Source organism: Methylobacterium sp. J-048 (assembly GCF_022829515.1).
Classification (GTDB): Bacteria; Pseudomonadota; Alphaproteobacteria; order Rhizobiales; family Beijerinckiaceae; genus Methylobacterium.
In genome coordinates this window covers 1-17,629 of record NZ_JAKSYL010000226.1, presented here as the reverse complement: position 1 = coordinate 17,629, position 17,629 = coordinate 1, and the positions used below count along the sequence as shown (strand labels likewise).

The 17,629-nt window shown below is 69.5% G+C and carries 17 protein-coding genes and 5 pseudogenes; 8 read left to right on the top strand and 14 right to left on the bottom strand.

Translation table 11 applies throughout. The features are described 5' to 3' along the window. Both MKL09_RS22220 and MKL09_RS22215 read left to right on the top strand, forming a co-directional pair. Positions 1-208: hypothetical protein (locus MKL09_RS22220; protein ID WP_244023772.1), on the top strand; the 208-nt coding region annotated here is incomplete at its 5' end. 43 nt (positions 209-251) lie between these two features. Continuing rightward, a pseudogene (locus MKL09_RS22215) lies at positions 252-377 on the top strand (IS3 family transposase); the annotation flags it as partial. A 650-nt stretch (positions 378-1,027) separates the two neighbouring features. On the opposite strand, the gene MKL09_RS22210 reads toward MKL09_RS22215, so the two are convergent. The 3 genes from MKL09_RS22210 to MKL09_RS22200 all read right to left on the bottom strand — a co-directional run bounded on the left by MKL09_RS22210 (position 1,028) and on the right by MKL09_RS22200 (position 3,336). Beyond that, positions 1,028-1,279 carry a hypothetical protein gene (locus tag MKL09_RS22210; protein ID WP_244023769.1) on the bottom strand — a complete coding sequence of 84 codons (252 nt, stop codon included), beginning with the start codon at positions 1,277-1,279 and terminating at the stop codon, positions 1,028-1,030. Between the two features lie 106 nt (positions 1,280-1,385). Beyond that, a complete protein-coding gene (locus tag MKL09_RS22205) occupies positions 1,386-2,696 on the bottom strand; it encodes a DNA-packaging protein (RefSeq protein WP_244023767.1) in 1,311 nt (436 codons plus the stop codon). Beyond that, positions 2,662-3,336 (bottom strand): hypothetical protein, encoded by a 675-nt coding sequence (locus MKL09_RS22200; protein ID WP_244023765.1) that lies wholly within the window; start codon positions 3,334-3,336, stop codon positions 2,662-2,664. The genes MKL09_RS22205 and MKL09_RS22200 overlap by 35 nt, the downstream gene beginning before the upstream one ends. Positions 3,337-3,546: 210 nt before the next feature. Between MKL09_RS22200 and MKL09_RS22195 the strand changes: the two are divergent. Then, positions 3,547-4,125: pseudogene (locus tag MKL09_RS22195) on the top strand (transposase); the annotation flags it as partial. Here MKL09_RS22195 and MKL09_RS22190 read toward each other — a convergent pair. Beyond that, positions 4,053-4,454, bottom strand: coding sequence for an AraC family transcriptional regulator (locus MKL09_RS22190; protein WP_244023771.1), 402 nt, complete (start codon positions 4,452-4,454; stop codon positions 4,053-4,055). The pseudogene MKL09_RS22195 and the gene MKL09_RS22190 overlap by 73 nt on opposite strands. Positions 4,455-4,869: 415 nt before the next feature. Between MKL09_RS22190 and MKL09_RS22185 the strand changes: the two genes are divergently transcribed. The 3 genes and pseudogenes from MKL09_RS22185 to MKL09_RS22175 all read left to right on the top strand — a co-directional run. Further along, entirely contained in the window at positions 4,870-6,123 is a 1,254-nt protein-coding gene (locus MKL09_RS22185) for a sarcosine oxidase subunit beta family protein (protein ID WP_244023762.1), read from the top strand. A 35-nt stretch (positions 6,124-6,158) separates the two neighbouring features. Then, positions 6,159-6,455 (top strand): sarcosine oxidase subunit delta, encoded by a 297-nt coding sequence (locus MKL09_RS22180; protein WP_244023760.1) that lies wholly within the window; start codon positions 6,159-6,161, stop codon positions 6,453-6,455. Continuing rightward, positions 6,455-7,213: pseudogene (locus MKL09_RS22175) on the top strand (FAD-dependent oxidoreductase); the annotation flags it as partial. The gene MKL09_RS22180 and the pseudogene MKL09_RS22175, both read left to right, overlap by 1 nt. Here MKL09_RS22175 and MKL09_RS22170 read toward each other — a convergent pair. From MKL09_RS22170 to MKL09_RS22155, 4 genes and pseudogenes are all read right to left on the bottom strand, one after another. Beyond that, positions 7,213-7,473 (bottom strand): annotated as a pseudogene (locus MKL09_RS22170) (ATP-binding cassette domain-containing protein); the annotation flags it as partial. The pseudogenes MKL09_RS22175 and MKL09_RS22170 overlap by 1 nt on opposite strands. 5 nt (positions 7,474-7,478) lie before the next feature. Continuing rightward, positions 7,479-7,775, bottom strand: coding sequence for a hypothetical protein (locus MKL09_RS22165; protein WP_244023758.1), 297 nt, complete (start codon positions 7,773-7,775; stop codon positions 7,479-7,481). A 93-nt stretch (positions 7,776-7,868) separates the two neighbouring features. Beyond that, positions 7,869-9,512: an ABC transporter substrate-binding protein gene (locus MKL09_RS22160; protein WP_244023756.1), complete on the bottom strand. Its 1,644-nt coding sequence runs from the start codon at positions 9,510-9,512 to the stop codon at positions 7,869-7,871. A 259-nt stretch (positions 9,513-9,771) separates the two neighbouring features. Further along, positions 9,772-9,918, bottom strand: a pseudogene (locus tag MKL09_RS22155) (IS3 family transposase); the annotation flags it as partial. 906 nt (positions 9,919-10,824) lie between these two features. On the opposite strand from MKL09_RS22155, the gene MKL09_RS22145 reads away from it, so the two are divergent. Then, a complete protein-coding gene (locus MKL09_RS22145; RefSeq protein ID WP_244023754.1) occupies positions 10,825-11,145 on the top strand; it encodes a hypothetical protein in 321 nt (106 codons plus the stop codon). A gap of 188 nt (positions 11,146-11,333) precedes the next feature. Here the strand turns inward: MKL09_RS22145 and MKL09_RS22140 are convergent, their stop codons facing one another. After that, positions 11,334-11,768: a DUF4260 family protein gene (locus MKL09_RS22140; protein ID WP_244023752.1), complete on the bottom strand. Its 435-nt coding sequence runs from the start codon at positions 11,766-11,768 to the stop codon at positions 11,334-11,336. Between the two features lie 87 nt (positions 11,769-11,855). Here MKL09_RS22140 and MKL09_RS22135 point away from each other — a divergent pair, with 87 nt between their 5' ends. After that, positions 11,856-12,746, top strand: coding sequence for a LysR family transcriptional regulator (locus tag MKL09_RS22135; RefSeq protein WP_244023750.1), 891 nt, complete (start codon positions 11,856-11,858; stop codon positions 12,744-12,746). Positions 12,747-12,807: 61 nt separating this feature from the next. Here MKL09_RS22135 and MKL09_RS22130 read toward each other — a convergent pair whose 3' ends face one another. The 5 genes from MKL09_RS22130 to MKL09_RS22110 all read right to left on the bottom strand — a co-directional run. Continuing rightward, positions 12,808-14,598: a methyl-accepting chemotaxis protein gene (locus MKL09_RS22130; RefSeq protein ID WP_244023748.1), complete on the bottom strand. Its 1,791-nt coding sequence runs from the start codon at positions 14,596-14,598 to the stop codon at positions 12,808-12,810. A gap of 274 nt (positions 14,599-14,872) precedes the next feature. After that, positions 14,873-15,970 (bottom strand): chemotaxis response regulator protein-glutamate methylesterase, encoded by a 1,098-nt coding sequence (locus MKL09_RS22125; RefSeq protein WP_244023746.1) that lies wholly within the window; start codon positions 15,968-15,970, stop codon positions 14,873-14,875. Next, complete coding sequence (locus MKL09_RS22120) at positions 15,967-16,812, bottom strand: CheR family methyltransferase (RefSeq protein ID WP_244023744.1); 846 nt, start codon at positions 16,810-16,812, stop codon at positions 15,967-15,969. The genes MKL09_RS22125 and MKL09_RS22120 overlap by 4 nt, the downstream gene beginning before the upstream one ends. Positions 16,813-16,834: 22 nt before the next feature. Then, on the bottom strand, positions 16,835-17,308 hold the full coding sequence (locus MKL09_RS22115; protein WP_244023742.1) for a chemotaxis protein CheW: 474 nt from the start codon (positions 17,306-17,308) through the stop codon (positions 16,835-16,837). Between the two features lie 140 nt (positions 17,309-17,448). Next, positions 17,449-17,629 (bottom strand): hypothetical protein (locus MKL09_RS22110; RefSeq protein ID WP_244023740.1); only part of this gene is annotated, 181 nt, incomplete at its 5' end.

Genomic DNA, 17,629 nt, shown 5'->3' with positions numbered 1-17,629 from the left:
CTGTATTCCCTCCGCATCCAACCGTGGCATGCCAAGCCTTAAGCGATCGTTACCTCGACGGATGACCGTGCCTTCCTCGTTATCGGACAACCGAAACGGTATCGTTGCCGATATTTCCAAAACAGATGGCTTCGATCTTGGACTTCAACGTTATGATAGTAAAAGGTTTGACGATATAGTTGTCTACGCCCGCTCTCGTTGCCGCTAGTACATTTTTGATTTTAGACTCAGCAGTGATCATAAGGAACGGGATCGGTCTGTGGCAAAACACCTACCACCGCGTCCGACCGCATTCGTCGCTGGGCTATCGGCCGCCCGCCCCCGTCAGCTACCCGGATCTGGCCTTCCGGCTACCCATGGCCGCCACCATGCAGTAGCCTCTCAATCGGCTCGGTCCAAAATACCGGTCAGGTCACCTTCGGCTTTCGGGACGATGCGAAACCAAAGACCTCGCACACCGTCCGGTCCGATATCCGGGACGGTGCGCGAGGGTGTGAAGCTCCGATCCGCCGCCGGCTCGCGGGCCGGAGCGTTGTGTTCGCCGATGCGTGACGGGGGAGCGGCTCCGGGTGGGTGCGGCGGATTCACCGCACCCCGGGCCCGGGCGTGGCTATGCCGTCACAGCCGGACGGCGCCGACTGGTGTATTCGGCCTGCAGTTCGTTCCAGAGACCACGAACCGACTCCCGGCGCGCTTCTCGCAGAGGCGCGCCGTATTGTTGTGTGCGGAGGAGCCGGGCGGGCAGCCTGATTTTGGCGGTCTCGGTGAAACGCCGTTCGCGATCGACCGGAGACATCTTATTCCCTCGCCGATCGCCGGATCTTCGAAGCGTACCCTCACCCGTCCGGTCATCCCGGGGCCGCAAAGCGGAGCCCGGGATCCATATCCGCCGACAGCGCAAGGTTTTGCACCGACGGTGGCTCCGGCTTCCGGGCTCGCCTGCGGCGCCCCGGAATGACAAAGCGATTTATACGGCCGCCCCCGCGTCACCCCTGGAAAATCCGCGGTCGGACTCAAAGTCCCGCCGTCAGACCGTCTCGACCTCGCGCGCGACGACACCGGCGGCTTGCCGGGCGCAGCGGAGCACGGCGGCCCGGTCGGCCTCGCTCGTGATCATGTGCCAGAGGCGCAGCAACTCGACCGTGTTGCTCAGGTCGGAGCGGACCGTTGTCGGCCTGAAGAAATCGGACACTGGGCAGCCGAGAATGTCGGCGAGCATCCGCAGGCGGCGATGGGCGCTGTCGGGCAGACAGATCTCAGGATCAGGATCCGCGTTCACGGGCCGCCCTCCGGATGTACGGTCAACCATAACAGCCGCCCCGACTGTATGCAATTTATGGATGCAACATGCCTCACGTTCCCGTGTGAGGCGGCACGGGTCGGCGTCAGAGCCGACGGATCCGCGGCTCCCGCGCCCCGTCGAGCAGCAGGTGCGTCACCGCCCAGACCAGGGCGTCGAGCCGGTCGGGCGAGGCGCCGGTCGACAGGCCGTCCGGGCCGAAATCGCACAGCTCGTCCTCCAGCGCCGGGAACGCCCCGACATGGTGGACGAGGCCGCGAGCGTAGAGCAGCGAGACCGGCTCGGCGCGCAGGTACTTGCCGCGCATGGCCCGGACCGGGGTGACCGGCACCGCCGGATCGCACTGGGCGAGCACCGCGGCGGCCATCTCGCCGCCCTGGTTGACTTCGACCACCAGGGCATCGGCCCCGAGCCGGTGATAGAGCGCCAGCGCCGTGCCGGCCCAGGCCTGGGGGCTCGCCCGGGCGAGGCTGGCATCGGCCAGCACATAGGCCTGGGCGCCGGCGCGGCCGGCGGCCACGATCCCGCAGGCATCCGAGCGCGCCCCCGAGGTCGCGGGCGGATCCACCGCCACGACGATCCGGGCGAGATCCGGCGCGGCGGCGACCCGGGCGGCCTCCAGGGCGGCGCGATCCCACAGTGAATCGTCCCGGTCGGCGATCAGTTCGCCGTCGAGTTCCTGGCGGCCGAGCCGCGTGCCGGCATAGCGCCCGACCACCTGTTCCAGAAAATCCGGGGCGAGGTGCCGGGCGTTGTCGTGGGTGCGGGCGCGGCTGACCACGGTGCGCGGATCCGCGAGCAGGCGGCGGATCAGCGGCACCGGCCGCGGCGTGGTGGTGACGAGGTTGCGCGGACGGGCGCCCAGCCGCAGCCCGAATTGCAGCATGTCGAACGCGGCCTCGGGCCGGCGCCACTTGGCGGCCTCGTCGCACCAGGCGGCGCCGAATTGCGGGCCGCGCAGGGCATCGGGTTCCTCCGCCGAGAAGGCCAGCGCCACCGCGCCGTTGTCCCAGGCGAGCCGGCGCAGGCTCGGCGACCAGCGCGGGCGCGCCCGGCCCCTTGCCGGCAGGCTGAGCAGGCCGGACGGCCCCTCGACCATCACATCGCGCACGTCGAGATGGGTCTCGCCCACGAGCGCGATGCGCCCGACCGGCTCGGCCGTGAAGGCCGGATCGCCCCGGGCCAGGGCGTCCACCCATTCCGCCCCGGTGCGGGTCTTGCCGCTGCCGCGCCCGCCGATCACCGCCCAGGTTGTCCAGTCCACTGTGGCCTCGGATGGCGGCAGCTGGTCGGGCCGGGCCTGGTGCAGCCAGTCGGTCGCGAGCGCGCAGACCAGCGGGGCCGGCAGGGTCGCCAGGAAGTCAGGCAGCTTTCCGGCCGCGGACAAAGCCAGCATAGCGGCGCGCGATCTCCGCGCGGAGGGCCGGCAGGTCGGGTCCGGTGCCGCCATCGCCCCCCTCCCCCCGCTCGCGTTCGTTCCCTGGGGCGATTTCGTCGAGCAGCCGCTTGAGGCCGCCGAGGTCACGCAGCACCCGAGCGGAATCGAGCACCGCCGCCCCCTCCCCGCGCAAGGCGGCGTCGAAGGCAGCGATCTGCCGGGCGATGTGGGCGCGCAGATGCGCCCGCAGGATCGGCGGATCCGCCGCCGAATCCGGATCGAGGAGGCCGGGCGCGACCGCGGCCTCGACCGGCTCGGGTTCGGCCGGCGGCTCGGGCCGCGCCACCCCGCAGATCGACATCAGCCGGTCCGAGGCGGCGCGCCCGAGACCCGCCGCCTCGGCGACATCCTCCGGGTCGTTCCGCGCCCCGCTCAAGAGCCGGGCGAGCGCGGCCCGGCGCGGCTCCGGCCAGAGCGCCGCGAAATCATGCCACCGGCGGCGCGGCCTCGGCCAGCCGAAGCGCGCGTTCCAGGATGAGATCGTCGACCGCTTGATCCCGGTGCACGCGCTGATCTCATCGAAGGTCAGTGCCGTCTCGCGCAAAAGCCGCTCGACCGCGTCGCGCCTCTCGGAGGGCCTGGCCTCGCGTGCCCCCATCGCCGCCGCTCCGCACACTTTTCGACCGTGCCCTGTCTGTACCCGCGTAGCGCGACGCTGTCAATCCTAAAATTCCTATTATCGGATTTTAGGCAGAAACTTCGGCGTTTCCTCATCTCTCACAATGCGCTGATGCAAAGGGGACAGTTCGCCCGCAAATTGTCCACATCGACGTCCGCAAATCAGACCAAGGTTGGCCCGCACCAGGCGCTTCTGGGTGCGGCCGATCGCTTGGTCGGCGGATCGGATGCGATCCTGGTCGTCGACGATCCTTCGACAAGCTCAGGATGAGGCCGCCTTGCCGAAGAAGGGCAACCGCTCGGTCGGCGTGGCGCCACAATACGCCACGACGCTGGGCAAGACCGCCAACTGCCAGACGCTGGTGTCGCTCACGCTGGCGCGCGGCGAGGTGCCCGTGGCGGTCGGCCTAGCGCTGTTCCTGCCCGAGACCTGGACGGGCGACCCGGATCGGATGGTATCGGCCGGCGTACCTGAGGATCAGCGCGCGACCCGCACCAAGCTGGAGATCGCGGTCGCGGAGATCGATCGGGTTCGGGCGGCTGGCGTGCGCTTCGGCTGCGTGCTCGCTTCTGCGCGCTGCACGTCCGGATGGCCGATGGCCCGACCCAGCGGATCGGCGTGATGGGCAATCAGCATCTGCCCGGCGACGAGGTCTGGCTGGTGCGCGAGGAGCGAGGCTCGGGCGAGCGTAAATACTACCTCTCGAACCTGCCGGCCGAGGCCACCCTCAAGCAACTGGCCGCAACGATCAAGGCGCGCTGGATCTGCGTCGCCCGGTAGCCGTCGAGGAGCCCGGCCTTGGCCAGCACGTAGGTGCCCGTGCAGACCGCGCCGATGGCCGCGCCACCGACGCTGCTCCGGCGCAGGGTCGCCTGGAGCGCCCGGTGGTCCGGGCGGTGGATGTCGAGGCCGCCGCAGACGATCAGCATGTCGAGGCCTTGAGCCTCGCCGAAGGTGCCCGACACCCTGACCTCGATGCCGTTCGAGGCCGCGCAGCTTCCGCCCTGCTCCGACCACAGCGAATAGCGGTACAGCTCCCGCCCCGCGGCCCTATTGGCGAGGCGCAGGGGCTCGATCGCCGAGGTGAAGGCGATCATCGAGAACTGCGCCACGAGCATGAAGCCGACGGAAATCGCCTCCGCCGCCGGGGCACGCCCGTCGCCGACCGGCCCTACCGCCCACGTCTCACGCATCGCCTTACCTTCTACGCCAACCAGAGCACGCGCGGCCGAAGGAGATACCGGTTCGGCGTCAGCGCGCGTCGAATCACGTCCTTGGAACCGCATCCGATCGCAGCGCGGTCGGGTGCGGCCCTGAAGCGAGAATCGTTCCAGGATAGTCCGAACCAGCCCGGAATCGTAGCCGCCCGCGGGACCGCAAGATGTGGGCTGACAGGCAGCCCGCACCGGGTGGGCAATCGCCCGCGTCGCAAATCTCAAACTCGCGGTCGCCGTCGAGAAAGCCGCGGCCGGACGGCCAACCGATGATCGGGCATACCAGCGAGGCTGATCGATGCGCCGCTTTTCCCTCACATCGCTGCTCTCGGAATCCCTGACGGGACACCGGGGCTGGGGCCGCCAATGGCGCGACCCGCAGCCGAAAGCCTCCTACGACGTGGTTATCGTCGGCGGCGGCGGCCACGGCCTCGCGACGGCCTACTACCTCGCCACCGTGCACGGCATCACGAATGTCGCGGTGCTGGAGAAGGGCTGGATCGGCGGCGGCAATACCGGCCGCAACACCACGATCATCCGGTCCAACTACCTCTACGATGAGAGCGCGGCCCTCTACGAGCACGCCCTCAAGCTGTGGGAGGGCCTGTCGCAGGAGTTAAACTACAACGTCATGTTCTCGCAGCGCGGCGTGCTGATGCTCGCCCACAACATCCACGACGTTCAAAGCTTCAAGCGCCACGTCTACGCCAACCGCCTCAACGGCATCGACAATGAGTGGCTCTCCAAGGAAGAGTGCAAGGAATTCTGCCCGCCGCTCGAGATCGCCGCGAGCCTGCGCTACCCGGTGCTTGGCGGCGCCCTGCAGCGCCGGGCCGGCACGGCCCGCCACGACGCCGTCGCCTGGGGTTACGCCCGCGGTGCCGATGCCCGCGGCGTCGACATCATCCAGAACTGCGAGGTGACGGGCATTCGCCGGGACGCATCCGGTGCGGCGGTGGGCGTCGAGACGACCCGCGGCTTCATCGGCGCCGGCCGGGTCGGCGTGGTGGCCGCCGGCCACACAACCACCGTGATGGCGATGGCGGGAGTGCGGATGCCGCTGGAGAGCTACCCGCTCCAGGCCCTCGTGTCGGAGCCGGTGAAGCCGGTCTTCCCCTGCGTCGTGATGTCGAACGCGGTCCACGCCTACATCTCGCAATCCGACAAGGGCGAGCTCGTCATCGGCGCGGGCACCGACCAGTACACGTCCTACAGCCAGCAGGGCGGCCTGCACATCACCACCCACACGCTCGACGCAATTTGCGAGCTGTTCCCGCGATTCACCCGGATGCGGATGCTGCGCTCCTGGGGCGGCATCGTCGACGTCACGCCCGACCGATCGCCGATCATCGGCAAGACGCCTGTGCCGAACCTGTTCGTCAATTGCGGCTGGGGCACCGGCGGCTTCAAGGCGACACCGGGCTCAGGCCACGTCTTCGCCCACACGCTGGCAACGGGCGATCCGCACGCGGTCAACGCCCCCTTCACCCTCGACCGCTTCCGCACCGGACGCCTGATCGACGAGGCCGCCGCGGCGGCCGTCGCGCACTGATTGCCCCGCCTCCTCCTCACGCGACGAGACGCCCGATGCTGCTGATCGCCTGCCCGTATTGTGGAAACCGCCCCGAGACCGAGTTCCGGTGCGGCGGCCAAGCCCATATCGCCCGGCCCGCCGATCCGGCCGCGCTCGACGACGACGCCTGGAGCGCACATCTCTTCGTCCGCGCGAACCCCCGCGGCATCCATGCCGAGCGGTGGTGCCATGCCCATGGCTGCGGGCGCTGGTTCAACGCCCTGCGGGACACGGTCAGCGACCGCTTCCTCGAAACCTATCCGGTGGGCGCCCAGCCCTCCCGTTCCATCGAGACCGAGGCGAGGGTGTGATGGCGCAGCCGTTCAGACTGTCCCGAGGCGGCCGCATCGACCGGTCGCGCCCCATCGCCTTCGCGTTCAACGGCCGCACCGTCCAGGGTTTCCAGGGCGATACCGTCGCCTCGGCCCTGCTCGCCAACGGCATCCACCTGGCCGGTCGCTCGTTCAAGTACCATCGCCCACGCGGGATCCTGAGCCACGGCCCGGACGAGCCGAGCGCCCTGCTGTCGGTGGATCGCGGCCCGGGCCGGATCGACCCGAACAACCGCGCCTCCGTGGTCGAAGCCTACGAGGGCCTCAAGACCCGCTCGCAGAACCACTGGCCGTCGCTGGAATACGATGTCGGCGCAGTCAACGACCTGCTCTCTCCGGTCTTCGTGGCAGGATTCTACTACAAGACCTTCATGTGGCCCCGGAAGTTCTGGGACCGGGTCTACGAGCCCGTCATCCGCGCGGCGGCCGGCCTCGGCAAGGCACCGGAAGCGGCCGATCCCGATCGCTACGCCAACCGCCACGCCCATTGCGACGTCCTCGTCGTCGGCGCCGGCCCGACGGGCCTCGCCGCGGCGCTGGCGGCGGCACGGACCGGCAAGCGGGTGATCCTTGCCGACGAGGGGGCCGAGCCCGGCGGCAGCCTCCTCCACGACCTCACCTCCGAGATCGACGGCCGCCCGGCGGCCGAATGGCTGCGGGCGACGCTGGCCGACCTCGACGCCCGCGAGAACGTCATCCTGCTGCCGCGGACCACGACCTTCGGCTATTACAACCACACCCGCTCCAGGACCGCCGGCGTCGCGCCGACGAGCTCCTGCCCCTCCAGCTGCACGCTGCCGCCGACCTTCGCCCGCCCGGGGAGCAGGCCCAGCGCGGCAAGCCAGGTGACCGACTTGCCGCAGCCGGACTCGCCGACGAGACCGAGGGCCTCGCCCCTGGCGACGCTCAGGTCGATGCCGTGGAGCGCGCGGACCCCGTCGAAGGTAACGGTCAGGCCGCGGATGGTGACCAAGTCGTCGTATTGTGGAGCAGCCATCGCGCCTAGACCATGTTGCCGGCGCGGAAGTCCATGAATTCGACCGGATAGGCCTGCCACGGGACGGCCCTGGCCTTGCCGTAGAACATGGTGAGGTCGTGCAGGGCCGTGCCCGGCGGGTCGATCCCGTCGTAGATCTCCAGCATCTGCCGGAAGACGCGCCGGCGCTCCTCCGGGTCGAGCGAACCCTGCAGCACGAGGCAGAGCGCGTTGAACGCGTCGTTCTTCCAGGTCTTCGCCCAGGTCCGGACGTTGCCACAGCGGGTGATCGAGCGAGCCCTGGTCGGTCGTCCTGTCTTCAAGACCGTGTCATCCTTCCCTGTCCCGATCGACGGCTCGGAACGGCGTTGCGGCGGACGTGCTCGCCGGACCGATCGAGCCCAAGCGCGCCAGTCTCAGCTCCGTCCACCCCAGTTCTCGGCGCGGAAATCCATCGCGAAAGCGGGCGAAGCCTTCCAGGCGAGCGCCCTGGGCTTTGCCGTGAACGTCGAATTCTGATGGAGCACGGTGTAGGCGGGGTCCTCGCGCTCCGCGATCTCGAGCAGACGGCGGAAGACCTGCTTGCGGCGGGCCCGGTCCGTCGACGTCTCGAGCTCGACCGACAGCGTGTTGAATTCCGCGTGGCTCCACTCGCCGACCTGCTGTTGCTGACCGTTGGGGCCGTGCTGGTTCACGAGTGACGAGACGGGATCGCTGAACAGCGCGGAGTTGGACCAGTCCCGCACGGCGCGGGTCGGCGTGCGCTCGAAGACCTGCTGCCAATTCTCCTTCACCTCGATCTCGACGTTGAGCCCGGCCTCCCGCCACATCTCGACCAGCACTTGTGCGGTCTGAACCTGGTTGGTGTAGTAGTTGTTGAGAAGCCGATAGGGGATCGGATCGCCCCTGTAGCCCGATTGTCTGACGAGATCCCGCGCCAAGCCGGGATCGTAGGCCGGGACCGACCAGTCCTCGATGAACATGTCGGCGTAGAAGGGCCATTGCAGGCCCTTCGGGATGACGGTGCGGCCGGCCCAGAGCGACTCGACGATCGCCTGCCGATCGATCGCATGGGTCATCGCCCGGCGGACCCGCGGGTCGGCGAGTTGGGCGTGGTTCCTGTCGAACACCGTCAGCCGATGATTCGGGATCGGGCCGCCCTGGACCTCGAAGGCCGGGTTCGCCTCGATCTGCGCGATCTGGTCCGGCGGGATATCGCAGGCGAACTGGTACTCGCCGGAGAGAAGACCCGCGATGCGCGCGGCGGTCTCGGGCACCTCGACGAAGCGGATCGATTTCAGCGGCGGGCGCCCGCCCCAGTAGGCGTCATGGGCCTCGAGCAGCAGCGAGACGTCGGGACGGTACGCGGCGACCCGATACGGCCCCGTGGTGACGGGCTTGGTCGCCCAATCGGCATAGGTTTTCGCCTCCTCGAAGGCACGCCGGTTCATGATCTCGCTGCCGTAGCGCGAGATGCGGCCTTCCAGCGTCACGTCCGGCGCGCCGTTCACGAAGCGGACGGTGTCCCTGTCGACGATCTCGACGCCGAGCAAGGCCGGCCAGTTGCGCCGGGCCACGGCCGGCACTTCGAGGGGAAGCGCCTTCGAGCCCCGGCCGCCGCCGATCGAGAAATCGGCCGCGATGGTCTTGCCCGTGCTCGGCTGGGTATCGCCAAACATCCGTTCCCGGCCGAACGAGAAGGCGACGTCCTCCGCTGTCATCTCGTCGCCGTTGTGGAACCGGACGCCCCGCCGCAGCGTGAGTTCGACCACGCGATCATCGATCCGCCGCCATGCGGTGGCGAGACCGGGCACGGCCTCGAGCTGGCCGCGCCAGTTCCGCCCGATCAGCCCTTCCCAGAGCGAGGAGAAGAAGACGCGCTCGCCGACATTGGACTGTTCGCGCAGCACGTCCAGCGCATTGGTGTTGGACACCTTCTGCACGGCCACCGTGATCGACGGTCGCGAGTCGGCCTGGGCGAGCGCGGCGTGCCGGATGACGAGCGGGGCGGCGACGCCCGCCGCGAACGCCTGTCGGCGCGTGATCGAGGAACCCGCCATCTGCTCCTCCGTCGCCGCTGACGGCAGCGTCGGTTACGGCGCGGCGATGAAGCTTGTATGACTGTGTGTGGGTTGCCGTGGCGCCCTTGACCGAGGCCGCCCGTTCGACGGGACGGCGCCCGCGTTGCGTTCACCGAATGAGCAAGATGCTACTCGCGGTATCCTGAAGCCTACTTGCGGCTCAGTGGAAGCAGCCGAACCATGCTTGTTGCCTCAATCGTCGCCATGACATCTGGGATCGCCCCGTTTTTGTGGACGGTCAGGGGACTTGGCTGAGCAGATTTGTGGTTGACGCCTCTAGGGCAGTCTCCCGCTCATAGGCGACGGGCGAGCGGTAGCCGAGCGCCGAGTGACGGCGCAGTGGATTGTAGAAGCCCTCGATGTAGCTGAAGCAGGCCATCCGAGCCTCGGCCTGCGAGCGGGAGCGACGGCAGGCGAGCAACTCGCATTTCTTGGCCGGGCGATGGACCTCGGCGCCGTTATGGTTGCGGTAATGACCGTGCCGGTCGAGCGCCGCTTCGTCGGGCTCACGGCACTCTCGGCTGCCCGCGCCGCCGGCCAGTCCGAGCAGTACGGCGCCAGCGACAGCCAGCCGAGCGCAGGCGAGCCGCATCAACGCTCGGCCTCATGGACGCCGACGGTGCCGGTATACGGGTTGACGTTGCCCCGCGTGCCGAAATTGTCGCGCGCAGTGCCGTTCGGATTGGTGGCGTGGGAGTAACGCGACGACCGTCCGGCGGGACGTGGTGCAGCCGGATACCGCGTGGCTCGCGCCGCTTGGGCCGGTGCCGCTCAGGCCACGCCCACTGCCGCCCCGGGCATGGGCACCGGTGACCGGCAGCAACAGGACGGTCCCGATCAGGATCGGTCTCACGGCGCATCCCACAGGTTGTGTTGATTGGCATCAATCACAACCCAAGCTGGGCCGTCACGCGCTATTTTGGGTCAGTCTTAAACATCCCGCAGGTTGTGGATCTGGCGGCTCATGGGCTGCGCGATGGATCCGGTGGGCGGGGATACGCCTTGTCCCTCCCCCGGGGAGGCAAGGGGATTCACGGTCTCAGGACGATGCGTGGCCCCCTCTCCCCGAACACGTGGCGAGGGCCCCCAGTCGCACAGCGGAGCCGAAGCGCAGCCCGCTCTGGTGTCGCCGCGCGATTACTGCCCTCCAGCCCCGCCCAGATGTCGACCTTTACTATTCCCCGCGCAACGCGGCCCCGGATCGAACAGCCAAGATAGACCCGCGTATTGAGCATGGAATGCCACGAGTTCGTGATGCGCCCTGCAAAAATACTGGGGTTGCCCGAGCCGTGTGCGGGACGGTAACCTCCGCGAATCACGCGTCGGCGACGCGCTCGAAAACGAATACGGGGGGAAAGTGTTCGTTCTGGTGCTGGCAACCCTGGTGGGTGGCATTCTCACCTGCTTATGCGCGTGGCCCTGGTTCGGCTTCGGCGCGCTCCTCCTGGCCCCGTTCGGAGCGGGGAGCGCGGCGGTCTTTGCCGGGCTCGGGCTCGCCTATCTGCGGAGCCGGCGTCCGGCGGCGGTCCACAAGCCGATCGTGGACGCCCAGCCCGAGGCGCGCCCCGCCGTCGCCAACGATATGCTGTCCGGTCGCCGCCGCCGGGCGTGATGCGCCATCGGGGCTGGCGACGCCAGGGATCATCGCCACCACGTCGCCGATCCGGGTCGCGGCGGTGCTGAGGCCCTTCGCCAGCGTGGCGATGCGCGCGGCATCCTCCCAAAATCGGATGCGGCAAAATCTTGGACCGGGTCGGCGGGGATTTCTCCGGCTTCGCGCGTGAGGGGCTACGAAATCAGTCACCGGACACGACCTGGCCGGCCGCAACGCACGACACGACCAACCACGAGTTCGGTTGTGCCGGTCCCGATCGCCCCAAGATGGGTCACGCCGAAGCCCGCCGGGTATTTGAGGCCGTAGCCCAGGGCCCGGTCCAAGCCGATATGGGCGGCCCAGATCAGACCCGTCGCCAGGATCTCCGGCGCCGGGGCGAGCACGCCCCAGGCCAGGCTCGCGGCCGGCAGGCCGTACCAGTGACCGACATTGTAGAGCGCGGCCCCCGCGCCGCGCCCGGCGCCATAGCCGAGCAGGGTCAGGTCGGGGACGAAGAACAGGAGCGCGAACGACCACCAACTCGCCTCCAGACGGCCATACGCCACCGAGGCGGCGATGAGGACCAGGAGGCCTTCGAGGCGAAGCAGCCGCCGCGGTGCGCCCGTTACCGTGCCGGCCATGATCCGATCTCCAGAGGGGACGCCTGGAGATTCAACCATCGACGCCTGCATGGTAAGGCCGGGATTTCGCATGGCGTTACCCCGAAAATGAATACCCCGGATTGGACCCTGCTGCGCTCCTTCCTCGCCGTGGTCGAGACGGGCTCGCTGTCGGCGGCCGCGACGCGCGTCGGGGCGACCCAGCCGACGCTGAGCCGACACATCCGCGCGCTGGAGACGGCTTTCGGCGTCACCCTGTTCACCCGCTCGGGACGCGGGCTCGATCCGACCGAGGCGGCCCTCAGCCTGATCGACGAAGCGCGTGCCATGGGCGCGGCCGCCGAGGCGCTGGCGCTGAAGGCGCAGGGGCGGGTGCAGGGCTTGAGCGGCACCGTGCGGATCACCGCCTCGGTGATCGTCGCCAACCTCCTGCTGCCGCCGATCCTGGCGGATTTGCGGGCGGCCGAGCCGCGCATCCAGATCGAGCTCGTCGCCTCGGACCAGGTCCAGAACCTGCTGCGCCGGGATGCCGACATCGCCATCCGCATGGTCGACCCGACCCAGAACGCCCTGTTCGCCCGCAGGCTCGGGGAGGCGCCGCTCGGGCTGTTCGGCACGCGGGGCTATTTCGAGCGCCGCGGCCGGCCCCGCAATGTGGCGGACCTGGCCGAGCACGACGTGCTCGGTTTCGACCGCAACGACGCGCTCCTGCGGGCCTATGCCGGCCACGGGCTCCGGGCGACGCGCGAGGATTTCCCGATTCGCTGCGACGACCAGATGGTTTCCTGGAACCTGATGCTGGCCGGGGCCGGCCTCGGCTTCGCCCAGGTGTCGCTGGCCGAGCGCCAGCCCGCCTTGGAGCAGGCGGAGATCGGCCTGCGCCTCGCACCCCTGCCGGTCTGGCTGGTAATGCACGAGGAGGTGCGCGGCAACGCCCGGATCCGCCGGGTCGCCGATGTCTTGTCGGAGGCGCTCGGAAGCCGCCTGCGCGCCGGCTGACGACCCCAGATCGCACGCGCGCCTCTTTCCGCGCGGGAAAGCCCCGGCGGCCGTGCCGCCCTCACGCCGCCCGGAGCTGGGCCAGCAGGCGCGCGAGTTCCGCGTCGAGCTGGTCCGCTTGGCGGGAGACTCCGGCGGCGATGTCCAGCACGTGGGCGGCGGCCGTCCCGGTATCGCCGGCCAGGCTGGCGACGCCGCCGATGGTCGTGCGCATCGCGCCGGCGCCGCTGGCGGCCCGGCCGACATTGCGGACGATCTCCTGCGTGGTCGCACCCTGCTGCTCCACCGCCGCCGCGATGGCCGACGAGACGCCGTCCAGCTCGTCGATCCGCGTCACGATCGCGGCGATCGCCGAGACCGCCTCGTGGGTCGCCCCCTGGATGCCGCCGATCTGGGCCGAGATCTCGTCCGTGGCCCGGGCGGTCTGGTTGGCCAGCTCCTTGACCTCCGCGGCGACCACCGCGAAGCCGCGCCCCGCCTCGCCGGCGCGCGCCGCCTCGATGGTGGCGTTCAAGGCCAGCAGGTTGGTCTGGCTGGCGACACCGGAGATCATCGCCACCACGTCGCCGACCCGGGTCGCGGCCACGCTGAGGTCCTTGACCAGGGTGGAGGTGCGCCCGGCCTCCGCGGAGCTGGCCCGCGTCAGCGCCGCGGCATCGGCCACGCGGCGGCCGATCTCGGTGATGGAAGCGCCCAGCTCCTCGGCCGCAGCCGCCACCGTGGCGGCGTTGCCGGACGCGTCCGCGGCGGCCCGGGACGCGTCCTCCGAGCGCTCGGCAGTGGCGCCGGCCATCTGCGCCATGGATTGTGCGGTCTCGCGCAGTTCCAGGGCCGAGCCGGTCACCGTCCGGATCACGGCGCCGACCGCCGCCTCGAAGGCGGCCGCGAGGTCGTGGTTCTGCGCCCGCCGCTCGCGTTCGCGCTCGGCCTGGGCCGCCGCGTGGCGCGCCACGACGTCGTCGGCCAGCCCGCTCTTGAACGCTTCGAGGCAGCGCGCCATCGCGCCGACCTCGTCCGGGCGGCCCAGGCCCGGCACCGCGGTCGCGTAGTCGCCCGCGGCGATCCGCTCCATCGCGGCCCCGATCGAGGCGAAGCCCCGCAGCATCGCCACATAGGCGAAACCGGCGAGCGCCAGGAACGCCGCCACGGTGGCGGCCAGGGCGGCGATCACGCCGAGGAACCAGGCCCGGGCCTCGGCCTGGAGCGCCCGCACCGCCTCGTCGGTCCGGGTCTCGATCAGCCCGTAGAAATCGTCGAGCGGCTTCATGATCTGCGCCTTGAAGCCGTGATAGGCGGGGGAATGGACGAGGCCGATCGCCCGCTCGCGGTCCGGCCCCGGCTGCGGCGCCGGGAGCGGGCGCCCCTCGGAATCCTTGCCCTCGACGAGGTTCATGGCCTCGACCTCGAGCCGGACCAGCCAGTCCGAGTTGCGCACCGCCTCGGCGAGCGTGTCCGTTTCCTGCCGGCTGAAGCCGAGGCGCCGCATCAGCTCCTGGACCGAGACGGCCTCGCCGTCCGGCCGCGGCTTGTCCAGGCCGGCCGAGATGAAGTCCCAGTAGACCCGGTAGTAATCCTGCGGCCGCGGCTTCTTGCCGGCCCGGATGTCGAGAATGTCGGAATAGTGCCGCTTAAATTTCGGATCACCGGTGACGACATAGGTCCGCCCGAGCCGGGTCAGGTCGTCCGAGCTCTGGCGGATCTCGTTCGCCAGCATGATCGACCGAAGGCGGATCGTATTGGCGTCATCGACCCTGCCGACAGAACGCCCGTACCCGTAGATCAAGCCCGACAGCAGCAAGCACAGCGCAACGTTGACCACGCAAAGGATCGAGAATTTTCTCTTCAGACTCATCGCAGTTCACCATCGGACAACGTGGCGACTGTTTTGAACCCGGACAGTTTCGGCCGCTACCGCTTCGAAGTCCTGCAAGAGACCAAACGTGTGATTTGTCAGGACCAAATAAAAATTGAATTCGGCAGATCAATGTTCGCCCTGAAAACGAACCGTCGATTGCAAGCATCGCGCGCGGGCGTGAAATAACGCGCGACGCTACGTCGAGCCGCGTCGCGGTGATCGGCGCGCACGGCGCGGCCGTTGCACCACGCCGGATCTCGCCGCCCCGGCCTCACGCCGGCTGGCGCTGCACCGGGGCGAGGCCGAAACGGATGATCTCTTGGGGGAGCCGGTCCAGCGGCAGGACCTTGGCGGCGGCGCCGCGCTCGATCGCCTCCTTGGGCATGCCGAACACCACGCAGCTCTCCTCGTCCTGCGCCACCGTGAGCGCGCCGGCCCGGCGCATCTCCAAGAGGCCGTTGGCGCCGTCGTCGCCCATGCCGGTCATGATGATGCCCAGCGCGTTGGCGCCGGCGCATTGCGCAGCCCCGCGGAACAGCACGTCCACCGAGGGGCGGTGGCGCGAGACCAGCGGCCCGTCCTTCACCGCCACGGTGTAGCGGGTGCCGCTGCGCTGGAGCAGCAGGTGCCGGCCGCCCGGCGCGATCAGAGCTTGGCCCGGACTGACCGTGTCGCCGTCCTCGGCCTCCTTCACCGCGATGGCGCAGAGCCCGTCGAGCCGTTTGGCGAAGGCCGCGGTGAAATGCTCGGGCATGTGCTGGACGATGACCAGCCCCGGGCAATCGACCGGCAGCCCTTCGAGCAGGTCGCGCAAGGATTCGGTGCCGCCCGTGGAGGCGCCGATGCAGACGATCGGCTCGGTCCCGGCCAGGATCCGGGGGCGGCCCGAGGGCGGCAGCACGGCATCGGCAGTGAGCTTGGCCTCGATCGCCCGGAAGACCGGACGGCTCGGGCGCAGCTTCGCTCCGGCGGCGGCCCGGACCGCGTCGCAGACCCGCACGGAGGATTCCATCAGGAACTGGCGGGTGTCGACGCGGGGCTTGGGCAGGACATCCACCGCCCCCGCCTCCAGCACCTCGAACAGCGTCCGCGAACCGTCGGCGGTGAGCGTCGAGCAGATGATCACCGGGATCGGCCGCTGGGCCATGATCTTGCGCAGGAAGGTCAGCCCGTCCATCCGGGGCATCTCGAGGTCGAGGATGATGACGTCGGGGACCTCGTCGTGGATGCGCCGGGCCGCGATGAACGGGTCGGCGGCCGTGCCCAGCACGGCGATGTCGGGGGCCGCCTCCAGGATGCTCACGAGGGTCTGCCGGACCGAGGCGGAATCGTCGACGATCAGGACGCGGATCGGCGCGCCCCGCCTCACGCGACCGCCCCCTTCACCGCGGCGAAGATCGTCGAGGAGACCTGCTCCAGGCCCGGCACGCCGGCCCCGGCCATCGATTCCGAATGCCCGACGATCAGGAAGCCGCCGGGCCGCAGATGCGTGGCGAGCCGGGACAGCACCGCCCGCTGGGTGTCCTTGTCGAAATAGATCAGAACGTTGCGGCAGAAGATGATGTCGATGTCGTGATCGACCGGGTACTGGGCGTTCATCAGGTTCAGGTGCTTGAAGTGCACGCGGGCCCGCAGTTCCGGCACGATCCGCCCGACCTTCCAGCCCGGGTCCCGGGCCTGCATCACGTAGCGCCTGCGGAAATGCGGCGGCACCGCCTGGAGCACGTCCTCCGGATAGATGGCGTCGGCGGCGACCCGCAGGACCTCGGTGGAGACGTCGGTGCCGAGGATCGCGTAATCGAGCGCGTGCCCGGCCATCGCCATGTCGTGCAGCACCATCGCCAGGGTGTAGGCCTCGGCCCCCGTGGAGGCGGCGGCGCTCCACAGCTTGAGGCGCCCATGAGTGGCGCCGTTCCGGCGCAGCATCGGGACCAGCTCGTCCCGGAGCTGGTCGAAATGCGCCGGCTCGCGGAAGAAGTCGGTCTTGTTGGTGGTGACGCAATCGATGATGTGGACGAGTTCCTGGGCGAGGTGGCCGTCCTCGAAGACGTGCCGCCCGTAGGCCGACAGGGATTCGATATCGAGGGCGCGCTTGCGCTTGCGCAGCCGGCCCTCTACCATCGTGCGCTTGCCCGCCGGGATCTGGATCCCGACCCGATCCTGGATCAGGTCGGCGACGCTCTCGAAATGTCGGTCGCTCAGCTGCGGCATGGCGTGGGTCCCGGTACGGCGTTCAGGCTGCGAGCGAGGGTAGCAATAGGGCCGGATCCTCACCTGCCATCAGCGCCCTCAGGTCGAACACGACCACGAAGGCGTCGCCCTTGCGGCCGATGCCGGCGATGTAGGTCGAGCGCCAGCGGCCGCCGACATCGGGGGCGGGCTCCAGATCGGCGCTGTCGAGCTCGGTGACCTCGATCACCCGGTCGGCCACGAAGCCGACCCGCATCTCGCGCGTCCCCATGGGGATGTTGAGCAGGATGATCCGGGTCGCCGGGGTCACGCCGATCGCCGGCAGGCCGAGCTTCGTGCGCAGGTCGATCACCGGGTAGCTCTGGCCGCGCACGTCGATCATGCCGACCAGGAACGGCGGCGCCTGCGGTAGGGCCGCCGGCGGGCGGTAATCGAGGATCTCGTGCACGGATTCGATGGCGATCCCGAAGATCTCGCGATCGAGGCCGAGGGTCAGGTATTGCCACACGCTGGACATGCTCTGGTCTCCGGCTGGGCCGCTGCCGATCGGGTCCTGCCCGATTCGGGGGACACGGGCCTTCACCGCGGCAATTCGGGGGTTGGTCGCTTCAGGGAGGGGGCACCGCGCGCAAGACGCCCGCGCGGTGCCGGAGCCGCTCAGGCGGCGCGGACGAAGTCGGCGTCGCGGGCGTCGCCATCGCCCATGTCGAGGTCGAAGCCGCTTCCCGAAGCCAGGGTCGCCCGGCCGGCGCGCACCTTGCCGGCCTTGCCGCCGACCTTGGCCTTGGCCGGCACGCCCATCCGGGCCGCCGTGGCGCGCAACTGCGTCGCCGCCTCG